A 25,081-nucleotide genomic window follows, 5' to 3' on the forward strand; every position below is an offset into this window, starting at 1 on the left:
GGCTCAGCCAAGGTGCAGGGCAAAGCGGTCGATTGCCGAAGCCAGGCTGGGCATGATCAGGCCGCGCTCGCTGCTCATCGGCGCATGGCGGGGCCGCCGCGCCGGCCAGTTCATCGCGTCGATGGAGACCGTTTCGATCAGATCGGTCGGCAGGTCCATCCTTTCGCCGACGGCATGCGCAAACTGCGCCCAGGAAAAAGCGCCGTCGCTGGTGAGGTGCCAGATGCCGCACTCGTCATCGATCACGAGGTCGAGCGTGGCGCGGACGAGATCGGGCACATAAGTGGGCGAGGTGATGCAATCCCCCACGGCGTGAAATACGCGTTCGGTCCGCAGCGCCGCCACCAGATGCATGGCGAAATTGTGCGGATCATAGGGTGAGAAGAAGGATGCGGTTCTGATAACCAGGGCGCGCCCGCCAGCCGCCAGAACACCCGCCTCGGCCCGCGCCTTGCTCTCTCCGTAGACGTTGAGCGGCGCTGGCGCGTCGCTTTCCACATAAGCGCGCCGACCATGGCCATCGAAGACGAGGTCGCTGGAGAAGCAGCTATAATGGATGTCGCGTTGCGCGCAGGCGGCTGCAAGGGCGACGCAGCCTGTGAAATTGGTTGCAAGGCAGGCATCGGCGCTGCCCTCTGCTTCATCCACCCGCACCCAGCCTGCGCAGTTGATGACGGCCCAGGGCCGCAACCGATCCAGCGCGTCGGCAATCGTGGCGGCATCGTGCAGGTCGATGACGTCTCGTCCGACCAGCCGATGATCGATATCACGGAGCGAACAGGCCCCCGCAAAGGCCTGGCCCAAGGTTCCGGTTGCACCCAAGATCAAGAGCGGGCGCGCTTCTGGAGCCGGCGGTACATCGATCGCGCGTGGCTCTGTCGCAGCCCCGGTGAGGCGCCCGGGTCGACGCCACCATCCCTGTCCATGCAGGACGGGATGAGCCGGCCTTGCGCCTCCTGCCAGTGCGCGCATCATCGGCGCCAAAGCGGTCTCTCGCGGCTGGGCGCCCCGCACGTCGAACACGCCGCTCTCATAATGGCCGGCCTTTTGGGTGAGCAGGCTGTCCCAGTCGAACGCGCCGAACAGGCTCCAGACCGTCACCGCGTCGATGCAGAGGCCGTCCGCGCGGAGCGCCGTGGCCGTTGTCCAGGCTTCGTCGAGCCAGCGCATCTGCTCCTCGCGCGTGCAGCCATTGTGCACCTCGGTGAGCACGATTGGCACCTCATAGCGTTCCCAGGCAGCGCGAATGGCGCCTTCAAGCCCCGGCGGGTGAGGTATGGCTCTGACCGCTTCGACATCGGCAACCGGCCCGATGGCACAAGCGCCATGGCTGGCCGGGGGGTGGCGCTCCAGCCGGTGGTCGAGGAAGCGGTCGCTGGTGAGGTAGTGATTGAGGCCGATGATGGCTGGCGGGCATGGCGCGGAAGCGATGTCGCGCAGACGATCCGACAGTCCCAGACCCTCGAGATGATCCCAAAGCGCGTGCCCCGCTATCAGGCGGCCGGTCAGCAAATCCCAGGTCGCCCAGCGGCGATGATTGTCGAAGCCTGCCTGAGCGGCCCGCTGCGGTGTCGCGTCCGTGTGCCCCAGATCCTCTGTTTGAACGAGGCGCGCCGCGGGAATGATTTTGCGGATCGCGTCCATCGCCCCGCGGATGGCATCGACCTGGTTGAGGAGCGCGGTCCAGAAAGCCGTCTCGTCGCGAAGATGGGGATACCAATGACCATAAAGGGCGGAAAAGCGCGCGGTGGTGAGCGGCTCGTTGACCGGCGTCCAATCCTGGACCCAGGGGAACCGCTCCGCCGCCTCCCGCGCGTGATCGGCAAGACCCGCCGCAAATGCCGGATCCAGCAAGTGGGTGGGGGCGGGACCGCTGCCATGATGGATCAGGCCAAGGATCGGGCGGATGCCAAGCGCGCGCAGGCGCCCCAGCCGGTCGGCGTGCCACGCCCAAAGCGCCTCGCGCTGGTCGCTTTGGGCAAAGCTCTCCCAAAGCAAGGGGTAGCGAAGCGCCGTCACGCCCAGTCCGGCCAAGCGATCCAGATCTTCGGGTCGATTGCTGTGCCCGCTCCGCGTCGACTGATCGAGATAATCATCCCCGACGCGATTGATCGTGCATTCGCACCCGCCCCACAGGGCGAGAGGGGCAAGCTGGGTCGATACGGCGTCCAAGGGAACCTCATACGGCGATGGCCGTGCACCGAGCATATACCAACCCGGCCCCCCGTTCGCCTCCAATCAAAGTCGTGCTGGCACTATCGTATTGATATCGATCAATCGTGGTAAATAAGCGGGAGCAAGGATGCTGTGCGCGCATTGTTGCCCATACAGGTTCATTCCGCTCTAGCCTCGAAAGCCACAAATAATGACGCTGATGTGCTTCTCGCATCTGCGCTGGGACTTCGTGTTCCAGCGCCCGCAACATCTTATGTCGCGTTTCGCATATCGTCAGCCGGTCACCTTCTGGGAGGAACCGCTCGTCAGCGGCGAGGTCTCCGATGCGTGGCTGGAGCTGAGGACACCCGCGCCGCACATCACGGTCGCGACACCACACCTCCCGGAAGGCTTGACGGACGCGGAAAGCCTAGCAACCCTGCGGCACCTGCTCGACGCCTATCTGGGCGATCATGCCGAGCCGCTGGTGACATGGTACTACACGCCGATGATGCTGCCCTTCTCGCGGCATCTCCGGGCGGTCTGCACGATCTATGACTGTATGGACGAGCTGGCGAATTTCCGGTTTGCGCCCCCGCAGCTGGCGGAACTGGAAGCCGAGCTGTTCGAGAGAGCCGATCTGGTTTTCACTGGCGGCTACAGTCTCTACGAGGCGAAGCGCGCGCGCCACCCTGCGGTCCATGCTTTCCCCTCCAGCGTCGACGCCGCGCATTTTGCCGCGGCGCGTCTGCCGGGGGAGGATCCTTCCGACCAGGCCGATCTCGCGCGGCCGCGGTTCGGGTTCTATGGCGTCATTGACGAACGGATGGACCTCGCCCTGCTCGCCGCCGTCGCCGATGCGCATCCCGACTGGTCGCTGGTGCTCGTGGGGCCCGTGGTCAAGATCGATCCCGCCGATCTGCCGCAGCGGCCCAACATCGCCTATCTGGGAAGCAAAGCCTATGGCGAGCTCCCGCACTATGCGCGGGGCTGGGACGTCGCGTTGATGCCCTTTGCCATCAATCCGTCCACGCAGTTCATTTCTCCCACCAAGACCCCGGAATATCTTGCAGCGGGCCTGCCGGTGGTCTCCACCCCGATCATAGATGTCGTGCGCCATTATGGCATGCTCGACGCGGTAGAGATCGCCGGCAATCCCGAGGCATTCGTGGCTGCGTGCGAGCAGGCGCTCTCTCGCGCCCGTGCGCCTGCCGATGCCCCGTGGCGGGCGAGCGCAGATGCGTGTCTCGCCGACCTCTCGTGGGACAAGGTGGTCGACGCGATGTCGGCGCTCATCGAGGAGGTGATGACGCCGCTCCTCACCCGCCATTACGATTATCTGGTCGTCGGCGCCGGTTTTGCGGGTGCGGTGATGGCGGAGCGCCTCGCGGCGGACGGCGGCAAGCGCGTCCTGGTCATCGATCGGCGCGACCATATCGCCGGCAATGCCTATGACCATTATGACGAGGCCGGCATTCTCGTCCATCGCTACGGTCCGCATATTTTCCACACGAACAGTCAGGACATCGTCGACTATCTCTCACGCTTCACGCGCTGGCGCCCTTACGAGCATCGCGTTCTGGCGGACGTCGATGGGCTGCAGGTGCCGATGCCGATCAACCGCGACACATTGAACAGCCTCTACGGCCTGGCATTGGCGGACGAGGCAGAGGCGGAGGCCTTTCTTGAGAGCCAGGCGGAGCCGGTCGAGACGATCCGCACATCGGCCGACGTGGTCATCTCCAAGGTGGGGCGCCATCTCTATGAGACTTTCTTCCAAGGCTATACCCGCAAGCAATGGGGCATGGACCCGTCCGAACTCGACAAATCGGTGACGGCCCGCGTGCCGACGCGGACAAACACGGATGACCGCTATTTCACCGACAGCTTCCAGGCGATGCCGGCCGAGGGCTATACGGCGATGTTCGCGGCCATGCTCGACCATCCGCTGATTGACGTGGAGCTTGGCGTCACCTTCGAGGAGGTTGCTGCCCGCGTGCGGTATGACCGCCTCGTCTTTACCGGGCCGATCGATGAATATTTCGGCCATCGCTACGGAAAGCTGCCCTATCGCTCGCTTGAGTTTCGGCACGAGACCCGCGCCACCGAATGGCTGCAGCCGGTCGCCGTCATCAACTATCCGTCCGAAGCGGTGCCCTATACGCGGATTACCGAGTATAAGCATCTGACCGGCCAGAGTGCGGCCCGCACGAGCATCACTTACGAATATCCCAGTGCGGAGGGTGACCCCTATTACCCCATCCCGCGCCCGGAAAATGCCGCTCTGTTCAAACGCTATGAAGCGCTCGCTTTGGGCACGCCCGATGTCCTGTTCGTCGGACGGCTCGCCACCTACCGCTATTATAATATGGATCAGGTGGTCGGCCAGGCGCTCGCGACCTACCGGCGGCACATGATGCAACTGAGGACGGCAAAGCCGGCCCATGATATCGACGCGATCGCTGCTGAATAGGGCGTCCCGCGCAAGCGCGATCATGGAGTATCTGATGGCCCGCTGCGGGGCGATAGGACAGGGGACTTCAGTGAGATAGATGCTGCGGCCTTGGCCATTGCACAGCCAGACCCGAGCGCCCTCACGCTGAGATCCAACAATTGTGGTGGGGAGCGACGCCGGATCAATCCACCCGGTTCGAAGGGCGAGATCGCTTCGGCTCTCGACACCAATAGAGATGATAAGGCGGCATGTTGAGCCAACGCCGGCGTCGTTTCACTCGTGTGAAGACTTTGCGGAGTGACGGTTCGATCGCCCGACGCACCTGATAAGCGAGGAACTCACCGTCTTCGGTCAGAAGGTGCGCGGCATCCTCCACAATTCTTGCCCTGTCGGACTTCTCCAACGCGGAGAAGGGGAGCCCAGAGAGAATATAGTCTACCCGTCCGACCACGTCGTGCCCGAGGATAGTCTGAGCTTTGAGGGCTGAACCAGTATGTACCGTAAAGCGAGGATCATCGATCGTCTGGCGAAGATGGTCGGCAAGCCCGTCCTCGCTTTCGATCGCGACCAGCTGAGCGTCGCGTGGGAGGTGCGCAAGAATATAGCGGGTAAATTCACCTGTGCCGGGGCCATATTCAACGAACAGGCGCGTTTTGGCCCAGTCGACCCCTTCCAGCTGACGCTCGATGGTGCCCGTCGAGGTGGCAATGGGCGATCCCACGGAAAGGGGCGCCTTGGCGAACTCCTTGAGGAATGTCGTCCAATGCGGTGAGCCACCATTCCCGCCCTGCGACGTGCTCGCCATGGCATATATCCTCCCGAAATCTTCAAGAACAATGTGATCGAGCGCTGTCCGTTCCGGGCTTAGCGTTTAATTGGATACGAGCAGTCGGTTAGGCCGTGTCAGCATTGAGGCGGATAAGATAGAGATGTCCCCCTCGGGCACGGGCCTCGGCGAGAGACGAAAGGGCATATTTGTGAAAGCCGTTATCTTCCAGGCGCTCCACACGCCGCTGGCGTTCGAGGATGTTCCTGATCCGACGCCGGGCGAGGGTGAACTGGTGGTCCAGGTCGGGCGCTGCGGCATTTGCGGCAGTGATCTGCATATGACGCAGGATGCCGCTTATGGATGCAAGCATGGCGATGTGCTGGGCCATGAGTTCGCCGGCGAAGTGGTGGCGCTAGGTCGGAACACGCAGGGGCGCAAGGTCGGCGAGCTCGTCTCGGTCATCCCGCTCAAAAGCTGCGGCGACTGCGAACATTGCCGTAAGGGCGAAGTGCAGTGGTGCGCATCATTCGGGCTGCAGGGCGGCGGCTATGCCGATTACGCCGTCACCCGCCCGAACCAGTGCGTGCCCCTGCCTGCGGGGCTGACGCTGGCGGATGGCGCGATTATCGAGCCGCTGGCCGTGGCCTTGCACGGCGTGAACCTCTCGGGCCTGAAAACCGGTGACAAAGTGCTGGTTCTGGGCGCTGGGCCGATCGGGCTTGCGGTGGCCTTCTGGGCCAAGCGGCTCGGGGCCGCCAAGGTGGCCGTGCAGGATATCTCCACCGCGCAGCAGCAGCGCGCGCACGATATGGGCGCGGACGTGTTCGTGGTGGACCCGCAGAACCCGGTCGAAAGTGCCGTGCAGGGTCTAGGCGGCATGGCCGACATCGTCTTCGAATGCGTGGGTGTGCCCGGCCTGATCGCGCAAGCCGTGGACCAGGTGCGTCCGCGCGGCACGATCCTGCTGCTGGGCCTGTGCACCAAGCCGGACACGTTCAATTCCTTCGCCATGCTGGGCAAGGAAGTGCGCCTCGTTACCTCAGCCTTCTTCACTGTGCAGGAATATGAGGCCGCCCTTGCCGCGCTGGAACAGGGCGCCATCGCGCCCCGGCTGATGGTCACCAGCACCATTGCGCTCGCCGATACGCCCACCATCTTCGAGGCGCTCAAACAGCGCGGCGAGCAGTGCAAGGTGCTGATCGCGCCGGACGTCTAGGCCCTCGGCGCCCTAACCCAGCGTCAACGGTCAGCCGTGAGGATGGGGTGGTTCTGGCGCAGTTCATCGAGCAGGCTCTCGACCTTTGCGATATCGGAGGTCGAACCGGTCGCATCGACCATCCAGTTGCAATGGGGATGGGTCCTGAGATCGTAAATCCGGATCGGACCGACGACCTTGCGCCAGCGTTGGCGAGTGCCGCCATGGTCACGGACCAGTCGTGCGATGAGAATATCGGCCAGCTGAGATTGGGTCATGGCGCTGCCTATCTCTTGCGGCGCGGCCCGCGCAAGGGAGGAGTGAGCGCCTGATCCGCGGCGCTGTCCCGCGTCATGGGCGCCATTCGGCGACCAGCCTCCCGGGCCATGAGCGCGAGCACGGCGGTCGTCTCGGCCACGACGGCGACAGGTGCAACCTAACGCATGTGCTCGATCAGAAAGTCGACAAAGACGCGCACGCGGGCCGGAAGATTGGCGCCGCCGACGAACACCGCATTGATCTGCTCGACGTCACCGGGGTTATAATCCTCCAGCAGCGGCACAAGCGTGCCGTTGGCGATCTCCTGCGCGACGCTGAAGGCGCCAACCCGCGCGATGCCGACGCCCTGTGCGGCGAGTTGGCCGAGCGTTTCGCCATTATTGGCTTCAATGCTCCCCTTCATCGCCAGGGAGAACGCCTCCCCGTCGCGCATGAAGGGCCAGACTGGCTCACTGCGGCGAAAGTTGAAGTTCAGGCAATTGTGGCCATGCAGATCCTCCGGCACGCGCGGGGTCCCGGCCCCTGCCAGATAATCGGGTGAGGCGATGATGACGCGGCGGCTTTCACCCAGCCTGCGCGCAGTCAGGCCGCTGTCGGCGAGCGGACCGAAGCGGATCGCAACATCGGCCTGCCCCGCCGCGACATCGACCAGCGCATCAGTCAGCGCGATGTCGACCAGAATATGGGGATAAGCCTGCGCGAAGCGGCCGAGCAGCGGCACCACGCACAACCGCCCGTGCGACAGCGCTGCGCTGATCCGCAGGCGTCCGCGCGGCAGGCCCTGATCGGCGATCTGCTGCTCGCTATCGTCGAGATCGGCAAGGATGCGCCGTGCGGCCTGGAGATAGGCGAGGCCTTCCGCCGTCGGGGTCAGCGCCCGGGTCGAGCGGAGCAGGAGCCTGACGCCCAGTCGCGCTTCGATCCTGTCGACCGCGCGGCTCACCGCCGAGGGTGTCAAACCCACCGCGCGGCCGGCGGCGGAAAAACTGCCCCGATCGATCGCCGCGACGAATATCTCCATGGCACGCGCACGATCGCCACTCTCAATAACTTTTGCGTCCATAGCAAAGATCCTTGGCTCGAATGCGCACTACAACAGTGGGGCGCTGCGGTCCATTTATGAGTGGAACTCGCAATCGAAGGATCGAGCATGGATTATCGGCAACTAGGGCGCTTGGGTTTGCGCGTGTCGGCCCTGAGTTTCGGCGCCGGGACGTTCGGCGGCAAGGGGCCGTTGTTCAGCGCCTGGGGACAGAGCGACGCTGCCGAAGCGCGGCGGCTGGTCGATATCTGTCTCGATGCGGGCGTGACCCTGTTCGACACCGCCGACGTCTATTCGAACGGCGCGTCGGAAGAGGTGCTGGGGTCTGCAATCAAGGGGCGGCGCGATGCCGTGATGATCTCCACCAAGACCGGCCTGCCGATGGGCGAAGGGCCGCAGGATTGGGGCGCCTCACGGGCACGGCTGATCCGCGCGGTGGAGGATGCGTTGCGGCGCCTGGACACGGATTATATCGACTTGCTGCAACTCCATGCGCTCGATGCGTCCACCCCGGCGCAAGAGGTCATGGGCACGCTCGATATGCTGATTGCGGCGGGCAAGCTGCGCTATGCCGGTGTCTCCAACTATCCTGGCTGGCAGGTGATGAAGGCGCAGGCCGCGGCGGATCGCCATGGCTGGCCGCGCCTCGTCGCCCATCAGGTCTATTATTCGTTGATCGGGCGCGCCTATGAGTGGGATCTGATGCCGCTCGCCGCCGATCAGGGCATCGGCGCGCTGGTGTGGAGCCCGCTCGGCTGGGGACGGCTGACCGGGAAGATCGGGCGCGGCCGGCCGATCCCTCCGGGCAGTCGCCTGAATGAGACAGAGCAATTCGCGCCGCCGGTTGCGGAGGACCATCTCTATCGCGTGATCAACGTGCTGGAGGCGGTTGCAGCCGAAACCGGCAGATCAGTACCGCAGGTCGCGATCAATTGGCTGCTCGGGCGGCCGACCGTGTCCTCCGTCATCATCGGCGCCCGGAATGAGGCCCAGTTGCGTGAAAATCTGGGCGCGGTCGGGTGGGCTCTGACGCCGGAACAGATTGCCGCGCTGGATGCGGCCAGCGCCGTCATGCCGCCCTATCCGCATACGCCCTACCGCCAGCAGGACGGCTTTGCCCTGCTCAATCCCCCCATGGTCTGACGGGAGTGAATCCTTTGAAACTGAATCCCGGCATCATCGCACTGGCGATCGGTGCGTTCGGCATCGGCGTGACCGAGTTCGCACCCATGGGTCTGCTCCCGGTCATCGCCGGCGATCTTGGCGTGTCGATCCCGACCGCCGGCCTGCTCATCAGCGCCTATGCGTTTGGCGTGATGTTGGGTGCGCCTTTGATGACCCTGACCACTGGCCGGGTGCCGCGCCGCACGCTGCTCATTGCGCTCGCCGGCATCTTCACGCTCGGCAACCTGTTGGCTGCGATCTCGACCGGATACGGGATGCTGCTGGCGGCGCGGCTCGTCACCGCGCTCAACCACGGCGCGTTCTTCGGTGTCGGGGCGATCGTGGCCGCGGGCCTGGTTCCGCCAGAGCGCAAGGCTGGCGCGGTCGCGGCAATGTTCATGGGGCTGACCATCGCCAATGTCGTCGGCGTCCCGCTCGCGACCTGGGCGGGCGAGCATCTGGGTTGGCGGATGTCGTTCTGGGGGATCGCCGGACTGGGCGTCGCCACCATCGCCGCGCTGCGGCTGACCCTGCCGATCTTGCCTGCACCCCAAGGCGGCAATGCCGTTGCCGAGTTGCGCGTGCTGAAGCGCGGCCCGGTGCTCGCCGCCTTGGCGCTGACCGTGATCGGATCGAGCGCCATGTTCACCGTATTCACCTATATCGCGCCCATCCTGCGTGCAGAAACGCATGCGTCGCTCGGCTTCGTGACGGCGATGCTGGTGACCTATGGCGTCGGGCTCACGGTGGGCAACTGGCTGGGCGGCATCTTCGCGGATCGCTCGGTCGATCGCACATTGATGGTGACGCTCGCCGGGCTGGCGCTGGTGCTGGTTGCGTTCGCGGTCCTGATGCCGTTCGACGCGCCAACCGCGGTCCTGATCTTTCTCTGGGGCGTTGCAAGTTTCGCGCTCGTTCCGCCGCTTCAGGTGCGGGTGATGGCTGCCGCAGCGGATGCGCCCAATCTGGCGTCGGCCGTCAATATCGGCGCCTTCAATCTCGGCAACGCGATCGGCGCCGCCATCGGTGGCGCTGTCATCGCCGCGGGACTTGGCTATCGCGCTGTCGCCCTGGCAGGGGCCGGCGCCGCAGTCATCGGCCTGATCGCCGTCGTGGCCGCGGTCTGGACATCGCAGGCCTCTCAACGCCAGGAACCGAAAATTTGCGATGCTTGAACGGTGTTGAGACGCAACCACCTCTCTGCCACGGAACGGTCATTCCGGCAGAGCACTTGCTTATCGCCGGTCCTCTATTCATGCTTCGAGGACGATCATGTGATGGAGCGGCCGATGGCAGGGCATCGTATCTATTCAGTCAGTGTCGCGAGCGTCTACCCCCTCTATGTCGCCAAGGCAGCCAAGAAGGGGCGCACAAAGGAAGAGGTGGACGAGATCTTGCGCTGGCTGACGGGACACAGCCAAGAGTCCCTCGATAGCGTGCTGGCCGCCGGCACCTCATTCGAGGACTTCTTTGCAACCGCCCCCTGCATGAATCCCGCGCGTTCCCTGATCACCGGCGTTGTCTGCGGGGTGCGCGTCGAGACGATCGAGGAAGGCACCATGCGCGAAATCCGCTATCTCGATAAACTGATCGACGAACTCGCGAAGGGCAGGGGGATGGAAAAGATCCTGCGCGGATAACACTATCGCGACTGCGGCTTAGCCAGCAGCGCGCCGATATAGTCGCACTTCGCCTGACAGAAGCCAACCATCTCACGAGGCAAGCGTTAGTCCGAGCTGGATCGAGCGCCGGGCGTAAGAACTCTCGCCACAATAGGTGGCCCGCACGGACGCCGACCGCGATCGGAGAGAGAAGTTACGCCATTCTGAAAGCTTTGGTCTCCAAATCGGGACTGTGCGCCAGCATCTGGCGCAATGTGCGCGCACCGACTGGCTTGCTCAATAAATAGCCCTGCAGGTGCGTACAACCGCTTTCAATCAGGAGACGCACTTGTTCTTCAGTCTCGATGCCCTCCGCCACGATGCCCATGTCCAGCGCACGGCCAAGGCCAACCACCGCCTGCACGATTGCCTTTGCCGCGCGGGACGTGGCGATCTCATCCACGAATGACTTATCGATCTTGACCTTGTCGAATGTGAAGCGCTGAAAATAGCTGAGGGAAGAGTATCCCACTCCAAAATCGTCGATCAGGATTTGAATACCGAGTGCGCGCAGCTCCTCCAGCTGCTTGAAGGTTCGTTCAACGTCCCGGATGACGAGGCCTTCTGTGACTTCGAGCTGGACGCGGTCGGCACGAATGCGGGAATCATCCATGGCGCGCCGCACTGTTTCGACAAGCCGCCCCGAAATAAACTGCATGGGGGAAAGGTTGATGGCGACACGCACATGTTCGGGCCAGTCTTGCGCGTCACGACAAGCGCGGCGCAGCAGTTGTTCGCCCAAGCGATCGATCAACCCACATTCCTCCGCGAGGGATATGAAGATGTCAGGGCGGATCGGCCCGCGCTCGGGATGTGTCCAGCGTGCCAGCGCTTCGGCACTGGTGATCTGGCCGGAGTTTGCGGAGAGGACGGGTTGATAGGCGAGTTCGATCCTGTCTTTCTCAATGGCTTCGCGTAATTCGGTCTCCAGCTTCCGGCGATCCTGCGCTGCGGCGTCCATCTCGGCATTGAAGAAGCAGGCTTTGCCCCTTCCCATCTGCTTCGCGCGGTAAAGCGCCAGATCGACATTCTCCCGAAGCTGCTCGGTTGTCAGACCATCTTCAGGCATGAGCACAATGCCGATGGAGGCGCCGACATGTGCGACCACACGATCGGTCAGGAACGGCTTGCAGATACTCATCAGAACAGCCGAAGCGACGTCGTCGGCACGTTCGCGCAATCGCGTGCCGGTAAGGACGGCGATGAATTCGTCTCCGCCGATACGCGCCACCCACCCTTGGGCGGGAACCGCGCTCCGGAGCCTGTCACCGACCTGTGAGAGAACCACGTCGCCTACCGGGTGCCCGAACTGGTCGTTGACCGCCTTGAACCGGTCAAGATCGATGCTGAGCATCGCAAAAGGCTCGCCTGCCCGGACGAGACGGTGAAGTTTGTCGGTGAAGCTCGCCCGATTGAGCAGTCCGGTGAGGGCGTCATAATGTGCCAGGCGGAGAACTTCCGCCTCCGCCAGTCGCGTTGCGGTCACGTCTTCAGATATACCAAGGAGATATTGCCCCGGCCGGTCCGGACCGTCGATCAGGGTGCGGGTCGTCCGCAAATGGACAGACTCGCCATCTTCGCGGACAAACTCGCTTTCGAAGATCGTGGCCGAAGGCGACGCGATCGACTCATTGTCGCGTCGCTCGTAATCTTCCCCATAATCGGGAAAAAGATCCTTGTCGGTTTGTCCGATGATGTCGCGGGCGGGACGACCGATAGCAACCTCACCGGCGCGATTGATCATCAGATATTGGCGTGTTTGCGTGTCCTTCACGAACAGCATCGCAGGCAGGTTCGTCACGACTGTATCCAGAAACGCCTGGGTCTGCTCGCGCTCCCGTTCCAAAACCTTGCGCGCGCTGATGTCTCGAATGATTGCTGCGAAGCCGCCCTCCGGCGGTCCTGCGCCCCATCGGGCTAAGGACAGTTCTACCGGGAACTCGCTGCCATCTGCCCGCCCGCCTACGAGCTCAACGAACGTTCCAACAATTCTGGTGGCACCGCCCGCGGCGGCCCGCGCGAAAATGTCCCGATGACCTTCTGCAAGGCGCTGCGGGATAATGATCTCGACATTCCTGCCGAGAGCCTCGTCGCGCGCATGACCAAACATGCGTTCGGCGGCCGGATTCCAGTAGACAATCGTTCCGTGGCGATCGGCCGCGAGCACCGCGTCCGAAGTCGCGTCAACCACCCTCGCGGCGATCTCTCCCATGTTCCGGAAGCGTCGGGACTCGATCAGGTCGGTCGCAAGCTTGGCTAAATCCCGGAGCACAGCTTCCTGCGGCGCGGTCAGCCCATCACGAGCGGTGGGATCGAACACACATAAAGTGCCGAGACAGTGCCCCGAATTCACGATCAGGGGGATGCCGGCATAAAAGCGTATTCCGCTCTCCTGCGTTACGAGCGGGTTAGAGCTGAACCGATCATCCTGCGTAGCATCGGGAACCACGAGGAGGCCGCGCGAAGCGACGGCGTGAGTGCAGAAAGCGATGTTCCGGGGTGTTTCAGAAAATGGGATACCGTGCCGCGATTTGAACCATTGCCTCTCTTCGTCGATGAGGCTGATCGCGGAGCTCGCAACACCCAGCGCGGCGGCAGCCAGCCGGGTAATCTCGTCAAAGTCGCGCTCGGGCGGGGTATCGAGAATCTCCAGTGTGTGGAGAGCAGACAGTCGGTCAACCTCGCTGAAAGCGGGAGGTGGCGTGTGGGAGCGGTCCATCGAACTGGTATGGCGAAATGGGTTTACAGAGTCGTAAATTACAGTTGTCGAGCCGACTGACGAAGGTGGCGGGCGTGATCGCAGCCAGTCACGGCAAGAGCGATGGAGAAAGCCGCACCGTTGAACGCGCGCGCGGAACTGGCTCCTGCGGCCTCCGTTTCCAAAGCAGAAACGGAGAAGACACATGGAAGAACACAACCCTCGACAAAAGCCGGAACGGGATCGGTCCATGCCGGACGGCCGGCCCGAGCCGTCCAACCCCTCGGTCGCCCCGAACACCGATAAGCCACAAGGTCGCGAGCGCGATTATATTGAGGATGGCCAGCGAAAGGCCGAGCGCGACGAAAAGCAGATGCGGGATGCAGGTTTTGGTTCCGAGATAGGCGCCGAATAACCTAGCAGCACTTGCCTCCGCCAGCGCCCCCATAGCGCGCCTGCTCACGGTTACGGAAAAACTCGGTCCGCGTCATCGGTTTGGCCTGCGGATGGTGACGCGCCATATGGGCCAGATAGGCCTCATAAGGCGGTTGCCCGACCATCAGGCGCGCGGTGGCGCGCAGCCGGTGCCACAGGCCGCTCATTCCGCCGGCACCATCTGGGCCGGGGCTTCATGCGCCGTCGGCTCGGGATCGCGCAGGCTCGCCAGACAGGTCCGGATGGTGAAGAAGAGCAGCGAGAGCACGACGGCGACGAACAGCGCGCAAAGGCCGGCATCGATCCGATCATTGAAGATGATAGCATTCATCTCCGCCATGGATTTTGCCGGGGCCAGAACTTCGCCCCGCGCGGCGGCGTCCGAGAAGCGCCGGGCATGCGCGAGGAAGCCGACGGCCGGATCGCTCGACAGGAGCTTGAGCGCGCCGGCGCTCAGCGTGCAGACCAGCAGCCAGAGGGTGGGCACCACGGTCACCCAGGCGAACCGGTGCTGCTTCATGCGGAACAGGACCACGGTGGAAAGCATCAGCGCGACGGCCGCGAGCATCTGGTTGGAGATGCCGAACACCGGCCAGAGCGTGTTCACGCCGCCCAGCGGATCCGTGACGCCCTGATAGAGGAAGAAGCCCCAGCTCGCCACACAAAGACCCGTCGCGATCACCCCCGGCAGCAGGGCGTTGCCCGCGCGGAATGAGGGGACGGCAAGGCCGATCAAATCCTGCAGCATGAAGCGGCCGGCGCGGGTTCCTGCATCGACGGCCGTCAGGATGAACAGCGCCTCGAACAGGATGGCGAAATGATACCAGAAGGCCTTCATCGCTGGCCCGCCGACGACATGGCTGAAAATCTCGGCCATGGCGACGGCGAGGGTCGGCGCGCCACCGGTTCGCGAGACGATGCTGTGCTCACCGACATCGCGGGCGGTCTGGGCCAATGTGTCGGCTGACACGGGGAAGCCCATGGCGGTGACTGCGGCCGCTGCGCTCACGGGATCGCCGCCGGTGATTGCGGCCGGACTGTTCATCGCGAAATAGATGCCGGGATCGAGGATCGAGGCGCCCACCAGCGCCATGATCGCCACGAACGCTTCCATCAGCATCGCGCCATAGCCGATGAAGGGCGCATCGGTTTCGGCCGCGATGAGCTTGGGCGTCGTGCCGCTGGAGATGAGCGCATGGAAGCCCGAGACGGCGCCGCAGGCGATAGTGATGAACAGGAAGGGGAAGAGGCCACCCGACCAGACCGGACCGCCCCCGCCGACGAACTGGGTCAGCGCCGGCATCCGCAGCGGCGGGGCCATGACGACGATGCCGATCGCCAGCGCCGCGATCGCGCCGATCTTGAGGAAGGTCGACAGATAATCGCGCGGCGCCAGCAGCAGCCACACCGGCAGGATGGAGGCGACGGCGCCATAGCCGATGAGGATCCAGCAGAGCTGCGTGGGCGTGAAGGTGAAGATCGGCCCCCAGACGGGGGAAGCGGCGACCGATTGCCCGTACAGGATGGCGAGCATCAGCCCTACGAAGCCGAGCAGCGAAACCTCGCCAATGCGGCCCGGGCGGATCCAGCGTGTGTAGATGCCCATCAGGAGGGCGAGGGGGATCGTGGCGGCGACGGTGAACATGCCCCAGGGGCTCTCCGCCAGTGCGCGCACGACGATGAGGGCGAGCACCGCGAGGATGATGACCATGATCAGAAAGGCGCCAGCCAGCGCGATCGTGCCGGCGACCGGCCCCATCTCCATGCGGACCAGTTCACCGAGCGATTTTCCGTCGCGCCGCATCGAGATGAACAGCACCATGAAATCCTGGACCGCGCCGGCCAGCACGACGCCGAAGATGATCCAAAGCGTGCCGGGCAGATAGCCCATCTGCGCCGCGAGCACCGGGCCGACCAGCGGGCCGGCGCCGGCAATGGCCGCAAAATGATGGCCAAAGAGGACGCGGCGATCCGTGGGGACATAATCCAGCCCGTCGCCCCGATACTGGGCGGGCGTGGCGCGAGCAGGATCGAGCCGCATGACGTGCCGGGCGATGTAGAGCGCATAATAACGATAGGCGACGAGGAAGATACTGACCGCGGCGATCACAATCCAGAGCGCATTGACTGCCTCGCCGCGTGCCGTGGCGACGATGCCGAGACAGACGGCGCCGATGATCGCGAGGATGATCCAGAAAATATGCTTCACCATGTCCGCCCCTAACATTCCATCCTGGATTCGCCGCAATGCCCCGTTGCCACCATGAGCTGTCGTAAGCGTGACATGCACGCTTTCCAAGCCGATCCCGCAAGCTTGCGCGAGGGTGACCGCGTAAAGCCTGGCGCGTGATGCGAAAACCTCCGCCGCTGCTCACGTCGGCGAGCACGGTATGCCTGCTGCCCATCTCGATAACGGGGTATCGCTCTCGCCACCTCCGGCGGCGCGCAAATCATCCTTACGGATAAGGAGCTTATTTCAAAAAACACCGGTTACGTCGTGGCGGCGGAGTGATAAGGGACGGATGATGCGCAAGCTTCTCCCTTTGCTCGCCTGCCTGATGCTGGTGCTTTCCGGCTTCGCGGGCATGGCGCACGCTGCTGAAGCGGTGGGCGGGAGCGTGCTTGGCGCCGAACTTGCGGTTCACGCACCGGGTGATGGCGACGAGGTGCCCGCGGACAGCGATAATGGACTGCCGCACCATCATAATCCATGTCACGGACATCATGTTGGAACGCCTGCAACGATCGTCGGGTCACAGGCGAGCCTGGTGACGGACGATCCCGAGCGGCGCCATTTGCGCGCGCCGCTGCCGGATGGCCGCGGCGGCGTCTTGCCAAGGCCGCCCCAAGCCTGACGGTTTCGCCGGCCGGCGCATGCCGGCCTGACGATCAGCTGTCAGGAAGAATGACTCATGAAGAAATTGCTCGCGGCGATGCTCGCCGCAGCGTCCTGTACCTCGGCGGCGCAGGCGCAACAGGGGCGCGTATCGGCCGATGCTGCGGCGTCGATACTCACGCTTGAACAGGCCATAGCCGCGGCGGGCGGCGCAGCACCGTCAACCGACGCTGCCAAAGCCGCAATCGAAGCCGCGCGCGCTAACCAAATGGTTGCGGGCCTGCGTCCCAACCCGGTGGCGCAGGCGCAGGTCGAGAATGTCGTCGGCACCGGACTGTATAGGGGGCTCCAGAGCGCGGAGACAACGATGGGCGTGACATTGCCCATCGAACTCGGCGGCAAGCGCAACGCGCGCGTTGCTGTCGCCACCGCGCAACTTTCACGTGCGGAATTGGAGGCAGCAGTCGTCGCGGCCGATGTTCGCCTTCAGGTCACGTCGCTTTACGTCGAGGCGATCGCGGGGGAAAGACGGCTCGCAACCGCCCGAGACCAGCTCAGGATCGCGAAGGATGCCCTGCAAGCGGCACGGGTGCGCGTGCAAGCCGGCCGTGCTTCACCGCTTGAAGAGCAGCGTGCGGATCTCGCCAGAATCAACGCGGCGGCGAGCCTGGAACGCGCGGCCCGGCTTGCGGATGTCGCCCGGCTGAACCTCGCACGACGGCTTGGCGGTTCGATTGATGGTGCGCTGGACATCGGGCTGCTGGACCAAATTCCGACAGCATCCTATGGCCCGACGATCGCGCCGTCAGCGTCCGGCACGCTCACCTTTGCGGCAGCCGACGCCGATCTTGCCGTCGCCGATGCCGGCATCCGTCTGGCGCGCGCCAATCGTGTGCCCGACCTCAATATCGGTCCGGCGCTCCGGCGTCTGGAAGCGACCAACGACACCGCCGCGGCTTTCGCCATCTCGATTGCAATCCCGCTGTTCAACAACGGGCGGGCGGCGGTGGCGCAGGCTAGTGCCGAGCGCACAAGGGCTGAGGCGCGGCGGCGCATGACGGCACTCGATGTCGATCAGGCGATTGCCGAAGCGCAAGCTGAAGCAGCCAATGCCGAAACGACCGCACGCGCGGCCGCCGGTCCGGCGCTCGCGGCCGCGCAGGAGGCGGCCCGTATCGCACGGATCGGCTATCGCGAGGGCAAGTTCAGCCAGCTCGACTTGCTCGACGCCGAGCGCACGCTCGCGGACACCCGCGTCGCTGCGATCGATGCCCTCGCCAATTATCACAATGCCCGTGCGCGGCTGGAGCGGCTGACCGCTCCCGCGCCTCAAGGGGGAAACCAGTCATGAAGAAAATCCAGCTTGCGGGCGCATTGTCGCTCGCGCTCATATTGGCTGCCTGCGGTGACGGCGCTTCGACAAACGAGACCGCGCCCGAGCAGCCCAAGGAAGCCGGCCATGCGGATGAAGGCGTCATCACGCTCTCGGTCGAACAGATCGCGGCGGCAGGCGTGCAGGTTGCCGTTCCGTTGATCGGCGGCGCCGGCACGATCGAACTGCCCGCGACGATCGATGGCGATCCGCAGGCGACACAGGTCGTCTCGGCGGCGATCGCGGGTCGTGTCGTCGCGCTTAACCGCAATCTCGGCGAAAGCGTTTCCCGCGGGCAGACGCTTGCGGTGATCGAGAGCCGCGAGGCGGCGCAGCTCAAGGGGGAGGTCGAGGCGGCCCGGGCACGACTTGCCCTCGCCAATTCCAATCGCGCGCGCGAGCAACGGCTGTTCTCTCAGCGCGTTTCACCTGAGCAGGATCTGATCGCGGCGCGAACCGCGGCAACCGAGGCGCGGATCGCACTCACCCAGGCGCAAAGCCAGGTTTCGGCAACTGGTGGCGGTGGGGGCGGGCTCAATCGCCTCGGCATCGTTGCCCCCCTCTCGGGCCAGGTGATCGCGAGACCGGTCGTGCTCGGTCAAACAGTTGCGGCTGACGCCGAGCTGTTCCGGGTCGCCAATCTGTCGAAGGTGTCGCTAACGCTCAGCCTCAAGCCCGAGGATGCGGGCCGCGTCCGACCTGGGGCGCCCGTGACGGTCACCGCAGCAGGACGCTCGGCGATCGGGCAGATCAGCTTCGTGTCGCCAGCGCTCGATCCACAGACGAAACTGGTGCCGGCGATCGCATCGCTCGACAATGGCGGCGGCGTCTGGCGCGTTGGCGAGGCGGTTACCGCGTCGGTGCAACTGGCTGGCGGTGGCGACGGTCCCGCCTCTGTACGCGTGCCCTTGACGGCCGTGCAAACGGTCGAGGGGAAAACGGTCGTGTTCGCGCGGACGGCGACAGGCTTCAGGGTCACGCCGGTGCAGCTTGGCGATCCCGCCGGCGACACCGTGCTCGTCCGCTCCGGGCTTTCAGGCCGTGAGCGGATCGCCACCACCGGAAGTTTCACGCTCAAGGCCGAACTCGGCAAGGGCGAAGCAAGCCACGAGGACTGAACCATGATCGCCCGCATCGTCACATGGGCGGTGGAGCAGCGCTGGCTTGTCCTCGCTCTCACCGCCGTTGCCGCCGTTATCGGCGCCTATTCCTTGTCTCGCCTGCCGATCGACGCCGTGCCGGACATCACCAACAATCAGGTGCAGATCAACGTCCGTGCGCCCGCGCTCTCGCCTGAACTGGTCGAGAAGCAGGTGTCGTTTCCGATCGAAACGGCGCTCGCCGGTATTCCGGGTCTTGAGTACACCCGCTCGCTGAGCCGCAATGGCTTTGCCCAGGTCACGGCCGTGTTCACCGACGCAACCGACATCTACTTCGCGCGTCAGCAGGTCGGCGAACGCCTTGAAAGCGTGAAAGAGAGCCTGCCCAGCGGCGTCAGCCCTGAAATGGGGCCGATCGCGACGGGGCTTGGCGAGGTCTATATGTGGACCGTTCGGCTCGACCATCGGGCGGACGACAAGCATCGGCCCGGCGAGCCTGGCCAGCAGCCAGACGGCAGCTACATCACGCCCGAAGGGCAACGGCTGATGAGCGAGGCCGATAAGGCCACCTATCTGCGCACCACGCAGGACTGGATCGTCACACCGCTCCTCAAGAACGTGCCCGGCGTCGCCGGGATCGATTCGATCGGCGGCCACGCCAAACAATATCTCGTCGTGCCCAATGTCCAGAAACTGGCATCAATGGGGCTAACCCTGACCGAGCTCGGCACGGCGCTCGAGCGCAACAACTCCAGCGTCGGGGGCGGGTTCGTCAATCGCGGGGGCGAAGGTCTCGCGGTCATATCGGACGCGCTGATCCGCAACGAAGCGGAATTGGCGCGGACAGTCATCGCCACCCGCGAAGGCGTGCCGATCACGCTTGATCAGGTCGCCACGGTGCAGACCGGACAGGCGGTTCGGATGGGATCAGCCTCGGAGAACGGCACCGAAGTGGTGGTTGGCACGGCGATCATGCGGATCGGTGAAAACAGTCGCACCGTGGCGACCGCGGTTGCCGACAGGCTGCAGGAGATCAACGCATCCCTGCCCCCCGACGTCGTCATTCAGCCGGTGCTGGATCGGACGGTCCTCGTGAACTCGACGATCAAGACGGTCGCAAAGAATCTCAGCGAAGGCGCGCTTCTGGTCATCGTCGTCCTGTTCCTGCTGCTCGGCAACTTCCGGGCGGCCCTGATCGCGGCGCTGGTCATCCCGATCACGATGGTGCTGACCGGCTTCGGAATGCTGCGCGTCGGCGTCTCAGCCAATCTGATGAGCCTTGGCGCGCTCGACTTTGGCCTTATCGTCGATGGCGCCGTCATCATCGTTGAGAATGCGCTCAGGCGTATCGCCGAACAGCAGCATCATGAGGCGCGCCTGCTCACGGTGCAGGAACGGCTCGGCAATGTTGCGAGCGCCGCGCGCGAAATGATCCGTCCCTCTGTCTACGGTCAGGCGATCATCATTCTGGTCTATGTGCCGCTGCTCACGCTCACCGGGGTGGAAGGCAAGACCTTCGTGCCGATGGCGCTCACGGTCATCATCGCGCTCGCCTTCGCCTTCATCCTGTCGTTGACCTTCGTGCCAGCGATGATCGCGATCTGGCTTTCCAAGAAGGTTGAGGAAAAGGATGGCCGGATCATCTCCTGGTTGAAGGCGCGGTACGAACCGGGCCTCGATCGGGCGATGAAGATGCCTTCGTTCACCATCGGCGCGGCGCTTGGAAGCCTTGCGATCGCGTCGGCGGCGTTCCTCTCGCTGGGGCAGGTGTTCCTGCCGCAGCTCGATGAAGGCGACATCCTGATCCAAGCCCTGCGCATCCCGGCGACATCGGTCCAGCAAAGCCAGGCGATGCAGGTGCCGCTCGAGCAGATGATGTCGCGTCAAAAGGAGGTGAAGTTCGTCTTCTCCAAGACAGGCACGGCGGAACTGGCATCCGACCCGATGCCGCCCAATGCAACGGACATGTTCGTGATCCTCAAGCCACGGGATGAGTGGCCCGATCCGCGCCTGACCAAGGCAGAACTCGTGGAGCGTCTGGAAGGCGAGTTGGGGAAGATCCCCGGAAACGCCTATGAGATCACTCAGCCGATCCAGATGCGCTTTAACGAGCTGATTGCCGGCGTCCGCGGCGATGTCGCGGTCAAGGTTTTCGGTGACGATTTCGCATCGATGAACCGGGTGGCCGAGCAGATCGCTTCGGTTCTGCGGAGGACGGAAGGCGCGACCGACGTGAAGGTCGAGCAGACCACCGGTCTGCCGATGCTCGACATCCGCGTCAACCGCGATGCGATGGCGCGGCTCGGCGTGACGGCGCAGGACGTGCAGGATACCATCACCGCCACGATCGGCGGGCGGACGTCAGGCATGATCTTCGAGGGCGATCGGAGCTTCCCGGTGGTCATCCGCCTTTCCGAGGCCCAACGTGCCGACCTCGGCGCGCTGGCCCAAATCCAGGTGCCGGTCGCTGGGGGCGCCTATGTTCCGCTGTCGAGCGTGGCGACGATTGCGGTGGTCGACGGGCCAAACCAGATCAGCCGCGAGAACGGCAAACGCCGCGTCGTTGTCCAGGCCAACGTCCGCGGCCGCGATGTCGGAAGTGTTGTTGCAGACGCTCAGGCAGCGATTGCGAACGAGGTGCGCTTGCCTGCGGGCAGTTATCTCGAATGGGGCGGGCAGTTCGAGAATCTCGCTTCGGCAAGCGAGCGGCTGAAACTTGTCGTGCCGGGCTGCTTCGTCATCATCCTGTTGCTGCTCTACGGTGCGCTCGGCAATGTTCGGGACGCGGCGATCGTTTTCACCGGCGTGCCCTTCGCGCTCGTCGGCGGCGTATTGCTGCTGTCCCTGCGCGGGATGGACTTCTCGATCTCGGCGGCGGTGGGGTTCATCGCCCTGTCGGGGATTGCGGTGTTGAACGGGCTGGTCATGGTCAGCTCCATTCAGGATCTGATCGGCAAGGGCATGAGCCGCGCCGAGGCGGCACGAACAGGCGCGATCCAACGCTTGCGGCCCGTCGCCATGACTGCGCTGGTCGCAAGCCTGGGCTTTGTGCCCATGGCGTTTGCCAGCGGCTCCGGAGCCGAGGTCCAGAAGCCGCTGGCTACCGTGGTGATCGGCGGCCTGATATCCGCAACGCTGCTGACGCTGTTCGTTCTTCCGACACTCTATGCCCGCTTTGGACAACGCGCTGTCGGGCGGCGCAGTCATCCGGCGACCTCGGACAAGCGTCACCCGCTCTTGTCAAAGCCGGTTAGTCAGACGCGCGAATGATGCGCATTTGAGGTGGTCCGAATGGTCATGTGACGCGCCGCAAGGAAGAAATGCCAGGCGGGCCATACCATCGCTGCGAGGCATCCCATGATCACCCATTGCGTGGCCTGGGATGTCGCGGAGCGGCATGCGCTGGCCACTTCCGGGGCGCTCCCGGCGGCGGCCGCGCCGCCGGGGCACGCGCTCGAAAAACCACCTTGCTCAAGGGCGCTGAAGAGATGAGCCGCCAGCAGATCGATCCCCATGCCGGCAAGCAGCGGACCAAAACCCATCGCGATCAGACTGAGGCAGAAGCTCGCGATGACCGATGCGGTCGCACGTCCGTTTGGCCCGACCGTGCTGTGCAGCATGGCGTAGGAAGGCGCGAGATAGGTCGAGTTGACGACGGATGCGAGAAACAGGATCGCCGCGAGGCCCTGCCAGCTGCTTTGCGCATAAGCCGCGACATATAATGGCGCGCTGAGCGCAACGCCGATGGCAGGCACCCACATGATCCAGCGGTCGTCAAAGCGGGATGCCCAATGGACGATGAGCCCGCCTCCCAGCGTCGATATGGCCGATCCGAGCATGAAGGTCAGCGCGATGATCACGCCCAGTTCCGTGTAGCCCAGGTCGAAGCGGCGGATCATGTAGGGGCCCATGAAGGTGACATTGGGCGCGCCCACCAGGCCCGCAGCCGTCAGAGCAATGATCACATTCCGGGCAATGGGCGATTTCCATAACGTCATCGCAACTTCGATCAGGGACCCGGCGCTGGGCAACGTCCGTGCGGATGCCCGCTCAAAACAGCCCCGCTCGGGCTCCTTGATAACCATCCAGGTCAGCAGGGCTAACAGCAGGCCGGGCAGACCCACGACCAGCATCGCGCTGCGCCATCCCCAATGGTCCATGACGAAGCCACCGATCACGACGCCGGCAAACCCGCCCAGCGGCAGGCCCAGCCCGAAGATCGACATCGCGCGCGTTCGCGCCTCCGGCGGAAAGAGGTCACTGATCAACGAGTGTGAAGCGGGCAGGCAAGCCGCTTCACCGACACCGACACCGGCTCTGAACAGGCAAAGCTGCACGAAACTTGTCGCCAGCCCGCACAGCGCGGTCATGATCGACCAGAAGGCCACGCAGAGGGACAGGATCAACGTCCGGTTTCCCCGGTCGGACAGGCGCGCCATCGGAAATCCGACGACGACATACAGGAGACTGAAGGCAAAGCCGGTGAGCAGGCCAAGCTGCCAGTCCGCGAGGCGCAACTCTTCCTTGATCGGCTGGGCGAGGATCGAGAGGATGAACCGATCGAGATTGTTGAGCAGATAGACGAGCAGCAGGATGGAGAGCGCGATCCATGAGGCACGCGTGGCATCCGGGCGGCTGGTCGCCCCCTTCAGATCGACCGCCTCATCCACCGCTAATTCGGCTGGCCTGCCAGAGCTCATTGCCTCGTCCCAACTCTTATCCTGATATCTGCCATACCGATGTGTCGCTCAGGCCTTTGGGGGCACGCCCTCCATATGGTCCGTTTCCCCGTCGAGCTTACCAAGCGCTTTGCGGGAAAAGGCGATGATGTCACCATAACGCTGCTCCCGCACCTTGTTGACCCATTCGGGATCGCTAATCTGCCCGCGCCCGACAGCGACGAGGTCGAAGTCGCCCCGCTGCAGACCCTGGTCGAGAAGAGCGATGCTCGCCTGTGCATCGGAGTGCGATTCCAGGCCTTGAGCCGTTTCCATGATGTCCGTGCTCAGGCCGACGCTGCCCACGGCGATGACCGGGAGTCCGCTCAGTTGCCTGACCCACGCGGCCAGCGTCTTGTCGCTCTCCGGCCAGGCGGCCTCCCAGAAACGTCGCGTCGACACGTGGAGAATATCGACCCCTGAGTCCCGCAGCAGCGAGACGAATAGCGCCAGCTCCTCTGGCGTCTCGGCGATCCGCGCCTTGAGATCGATCTCCTTCCACTGGGAAAAGCGAAAGGAAATGATGAAATCTTCCCCGCAGGCTGCACGTACGCTTCGCGCAATTTCGCCAGGATAGCGCGCCCGCTCGGGCAGCGACCGGCCACCATAGCGATCCGAGCGGCGGTTGGTTTGCTCCCACAAAAACTGATCGAGAAAATAGCCGTGCGCGCCGTGCAGTTCTATGCCGTCTGCCCCGGCCTTTTGCGCGAGAAGCGCGGAGCGAACGAAGGCCTGTTTGATTTCCTCCAGGTCCTCAAGCGTCGCCGCCCGACCACGCGGTCGGTCCGCCGCCATCAATCCGGATGGGCTGAGTGTCGGCGTGACGACCACCCCGTCTCCCAGATCCTCATCCTTGCGCACTGCGCCCTCATGCCAGAGTTGCAGGAGAATGTGCCCGCCTGCAGCGCGCACTGCCCCAACGCACTGTCGCCAGGCCTCGAACGTGCCTTCGTCCAACCGGCTGAAAACAGCCGACCGTGTCGCGCTGGGGTGATCGACCGCGACCGACTCCGTGATGATGAGGCCCGCGCCACCCTTCACGCGCCGCACGTAGTAATCGGTGAGCGTATCGGTCGGCGCGCCGTCGACGCTCCATCCGCGTTGCATGCCGGGGAGGACGAAGCGATTGGCGAGTTGCCGCCCTTTCAAAGTGAACTGGTCGAATAGGAGGGAGGACTGATCCGTCATGCGGTTGCGCCTCGC

At 64.2% G+C, this 25,081-nt stretch carries 19 protein-coding genes; 10 read left to right on the forward strand and 9 right to left on the reverse strand.

Annotated elements, in window-relative coordinates; translation table 11 throughout:
• Positions 1-3: 3 nt before the first annotated feature.
• Positions 4-2,172, reverse strand: coding sequence for a sugar nucleotide-binding protein (locus tag M2341_RS02530; RefSeq protein WP_264584095.1), 2,169 nt, complete (start codon positions 2,170-2,172; stop codon positions 4-6).
• 256 nt (positions 2,173-2,428) lie between these two features.
• On the opposite strand from M2341_RS02530, the gene glf reads away from it, so the two are divergent.
• Positions 2,429-4,627 (forward strand): UDP-galactopyranose mutase, encoded by a 2,199-nt coding sequence (glf, locus tag M2341_RS02535; protein WP_264584096.1) that lies wholly within the window; start codon positions 2,429-2,431, stop codon positions 4,625-4,627.
• 163 nt (positions 4,628-4,790) lie between these two features.
• Here the strand turns inward: glf and M2341_RS02540 are convergent, their stop codons facing one another.
• Positions 4,791-5,414, reverse strand: coding sequence for a class I SAM-dependent methyltransferase (locus tag M2341_RS02540; RefSeq protein ID WP_264584097.1), 624 nt, complete (start codon positions 5,412-5,414; stop codon positions 4,791-4,793).
• A gap of 172 nt (positions 5,415-5,586) precedes the next feature.
• Between M2341_RS02540 and M2341_RS02545 the strand changes: the two genes are divergently transcribed.
• A complete protein-coding gene (locus M2341_RS02545; protein ID WP_264584098.1) occupies positions 5,587-6,594 on the forward strand; it encodes an alcohol dehydrogenase catalytic domain-containing protein in 1,008 nt (335 codons plus the stop codon).
• 23 nt (positions 6,595-6,617) lie between these two features.
• On the opposite strand, the gene M2341_RS02550 is transcribed toward M2341_RS02545, so the two are convergent.
• On the reverse strand, positions 6,618-6,851 hold the full coding sequence (locus tag M2341_RS02550; protein ID WP_181560687.1) for a hypothetical protein: 234 nt from the start codon (positions 6,849-6,851) through the stop codon (positions 6,618-6,620).
• Between the two features lie 158 nt (positions 6,852-7,009).
• Positions 7,010-7,915: a LysR family transcriptional regulator gene (locus M2341_RS02555; RefSeq protein WP_264584099.1), complete on the reverse strand. Its 906-nt coding sequence runs from the start codon at positions 7,913-7,915 to the stop codon at positions 7,010-7,012.
• An 87-nt stretch (positions 7,916-8,002) separates the two neighbouring features.
• Between M2341_RS02555 and M2341_RS02560 the strand changes: the two genes are divergently transcribed.
• The 3 genes from M2341_RS02560 to M2341_RS02570 all read left to right on the forward strand — a co-directional run bounded on the left by M2341_RS02560 (position 8,003) and on the right by M2341_RS02570 (position 10,698).
• Positions 8,003-9,037: an aldo/keto reductase gene (locus M2341_RS02560; protein ID WP_264584100.1), complete on the forward strand. Its 1,035-nt coding sequence runs from the start codon at positions 8,003-8,005 to the stop codon at positions 9,035-9,037.
• Positions 9,038-9,051: 14 nt separating this feature from the next.
• Positions 9,052-10,233: an MFS transporter gene (locus tag M2341_RS02565; RefSeq protein ID WP_264584101.1), complete on the forward strand. Its 1,182-nt coding sequence runs from the start codon at positions 9,052-9,054 to the stop codon at positions 10,231-10,233.
• Between the two features lie 114 nt (positions 10,234-10,347).
• Entirely contained in the window at positions 10,348-10,698 is a 351-nt protein-coding gene (locus M2341_RS02570; RefSeq protein ID WP_181560683.1) for a DUF2200 domain-containing protein, read from the forward strand.
• Between the two features lie 175 nt (positions 10,699-10,873).
• On the opposite strand, the gene M2341_RS02575 is transcribed toward M2341_RS02570, so the two are convergent.
• Positions 10,874-13,438: an EAL domain-containing protein gene (locus tag M2341_RS02575; protein WP_264584102.1), complete on the reverse strand. Its 2,565-nt coding sequence runs from the start codon at positions 13,436-13,438 to the stop codon at positions 10,874-10,876.
• 184 nt (positions 13,439-13,622) lie between these two features.
• On the opposite strand from M2341_RS02575, the gene M2341_RS02580 reads away from it, so the two are divergent.
• A complete protein-coding gene (locus M2341_RS02580; RefSeq protein ID WP_264584103.1) occupies positions 13,623-13,832 on the forward strand; it encodes a hypothetical protein in 210 nt (69 codons plus the stop codon).
• 1 nt (position 13,833) lies between these two features.
• Here the strand turns inward: M2341_RS02580 and M2341_RS02585 are convergent, their stop codons facing one another.
• Both M2341_RS02585 and M2341_RS02590 read right to left on the reverse strand, forming a co-directional pair.
• Entirely contained in the window at positions 13,834-14,019 is a 186-nt protein-coding gene (locus M2341_RS02585) for a YbdD/YjiX family protein (protein WP_264571337.1), read from the reverse strand.
• Positions 14,016-16,064 carry a carbon starvation CstA family protein gene (locus M2341_RS02590; RefSeq protein ID WP_264584104.1) on the reverse strand — a complete coding sequence of 683 codons (2,049 nt, stop codon included), beginning with the start codon at positions 16,062-16,064 and terminating at the stop codon, positions 14,016-14,018. Before M2341_RS02590 ends, M2341_RS02585 begins: the two co-directional genes overlap by 4 nt.
• A 313-nt stretch (positions 16,065-16,377) precedes the next feature.
• Here M2341_RS02590 and M2341_RS02595 point away from each other — a divergent pair, with 313 nt between their 5' ends.
• From M2341_RS02595 to M2341_RS02610, 4 genes are read left to right on the forward strand one after another with little or no spacing between them, the layout of a single operon-like run.
• Positions 16,378-16,707, forward strand: coding sequence for a hypothetical protein (locus tag M2341_RS02595; RefSeq protein WP_264584105.1), 330 nt, complete (start codon positions 16,378-16,380; stop codon positions 16,705-16,707).
• Positions 16,708-16,764: 57 nt separating this feature from the next.
• Positions 16,765-18,039: a TolC family protein gene (locus tag M2341_RS02600; RefSeq protein WP_264584106.1), complete on the forward strand. Its 1,275-nt coding sequence runs from the start codon at positions 16,765-16,767 to the stop codon at positions 18,037-18,039.
• Complete coding sequence (locus tag M2341_RS02605; RefSeq protein WP_264584107.1) at positions 18,036-19,178, forward strand: efflux RND transporter periplasmic adaptor subunit; 1,143 nt, start codon at positions 18,036-18,038, stop codon at positions 19,176-19,178. The genes M2341_RS02600 and M2341_RS02605 overlap by 4 nt, the downstream gene beginning before the upstream one ends.
• A 3-nt stretch (positions 19,179-19,181) precedes the next feature.
• On the forward strand, positions 19,182-22,430 hold the full coding sequence (locus tag M2341_RS02610) for an efflux RND transporter permease subunit (protein WP_264584108.1): 3,249 nt from the start codon (positions 19,182-19,184) through the stop codon (positions 22,428-22,430).
• Here the strand turns inward: M2341_RS02610 and M2341_RS02615 are convergent.
• Together M2341_RS02615 and M2341_RS02620 are read right to left on the reverse strand one after the other, a co-directional pair.
• Positions 22,415-23,860, reverse strand: a complete 1,446-nt coding sequence (locus M2341_RS02615) for a spinster family MFS transporter (protein ID WP_264584109.1) — start codon at positions 23,858-23,860, stop codon at positions 22,415-22,417. The two genes, M2341_RS02610 and M2341_RS02615, sit on opposite strands and share 16 nt — an antisense overlap.
• A 48-nt stretch (positions 23,861-23,908) precedes the next feature.
• Positions 23,909-25,066 carry a 12-oxophytodienoate reductase gene (locus M2341_RS02620; RefSeq protein WP_264584110.1) on the reverse strand — a complete coding sequence of 386 codons (1,158 nt, stop codon included), beginning with the start codon at positions 25,064-25,066 and terminating at the stop codon, positions 23,909-23,911.
• Positions 25,067-25,081 lie beyond the last annotated feature (15 nt).

Source organism: Sphingobium sp. B7D2B (assembly GCF_025961895.1).
Classification (GTDB): Bacteria; Pseudomonadota; Alphaproteobacteria; order Sphingomonadales; family Sphingomonadaceae; genus Sphingobium.

Bases quoted from the DNA above. Each gene is read 5' to 3' on its own strand.
- glf (WP_264584096.1), top strand. From the start codon at position 2,429: ATGTCGCGTTTCGCATATCGTCAGCCGGTCACCTTCTGGGAGGAACCG.
- M2341_RS02540 (WP_264584097.1), bottom strand. From the start codon at position 5,414: ATGGCGAGCACGTCGCAGGGCGGGAATGGTGGCTCACCGCATTGGACG.
- M2341_RS02550 (WP_181560687.1), bottom strand. From the start codon at position 6,851: ATGACCCAATCTCAGCTGGCCGATATTCTCATCGCACGACTGGTCCGT.
- M2341_RS02555 (WP_264584099.1), bottom strand. From the start codon at position 7,915: ATGGACGCAAAAGTTATTGAGAGTGGCGATCGTGCGCGTGCCATGGAG.
- M2341_RS02560 (WP_264584100.1), top strand. From the start codon at position 8,003: ATGGATTATCGGCAACTAGGGCGCTTGGGTTTGCGCGTGTCGGCCCTG.
- M2341_RS02570 (WP_181560683.1), top strand. From the start codon at position 10,348: ATGGCAGGGCATCGTATCTATTCAGTCAGTGTCGCGAGCGTCTACCCC.
- M2341_RS02575 (WP_264584102.1), bottom strand. From the start codon at position 13,438: ATGGACCGCTCCCACACGCCACCTCCCGCTTTCAGCGAGGTTGACCGA.
- M2341_RS02580 (WP_264584103.1), top strand. From the start codon at position 13,623: ATGGAAGAACACAACCCTCGACAAAAGCCGGAACGGGATCGGTCCATG.
- M2341_RS02585 (WP_264571337.1), bottom strand. From the start codon at position 14,019: ATGAGCGGCCTGTGGCACCGGCTGCGCGCCACCGCGCGCCTGATGGTC.
- M2341_RS02590 (WP_264584104.1), bottom strand. From the start codon at position 16,064: ATGGTGAAGCATATTTTCTGGATCATCCTCGCGATCATCGGCGCCGTC.
- M2341_RS02595 (WP_264584105.1), top strand. From the start codon at position 16,378: ATGCGCAAGCTTCTCCCTTTGCTCGCCTGCCTGATGCTGGTGCTTTCC.
- M2341_RS02600 (WP_264584106.1), top strand. From the start codon at position 16,765: ATGAAGAAATTGCTCGCGGCGATGCTCGCCGCAGCGTCCTGTACCTCG.
- M2341_RS02605 (WP_264584107.1), top strand. From the start codon at position 18,036: ATGAAGAAAATCCAGCTTGCGGGCGCATTGTCGCTCGCGCTCATATTG.
- M2341_RS02610 (WP_264584108.1), top strand. From the start codon at position 19,182: ATGATCGCCCGCATCGTCACATGGGCGGTGGAGCAGCGCTGGCTTGTC.
- M2341_RS02615 (WP_264584109.1), bottom strand. From the start codon at position 23,860: ATGAGCTCTGGCAGGCCAGCCGAATTAGCGGTGGATGAGGCGGTCGAT.
- M2341_RS02620 (WP_264584110.1), bottom strand. From the start codon at position 25,066: ATGACGGATCAGTCCTCCCTCCTATTCGACCAGTTCACTTTGAAAGGG.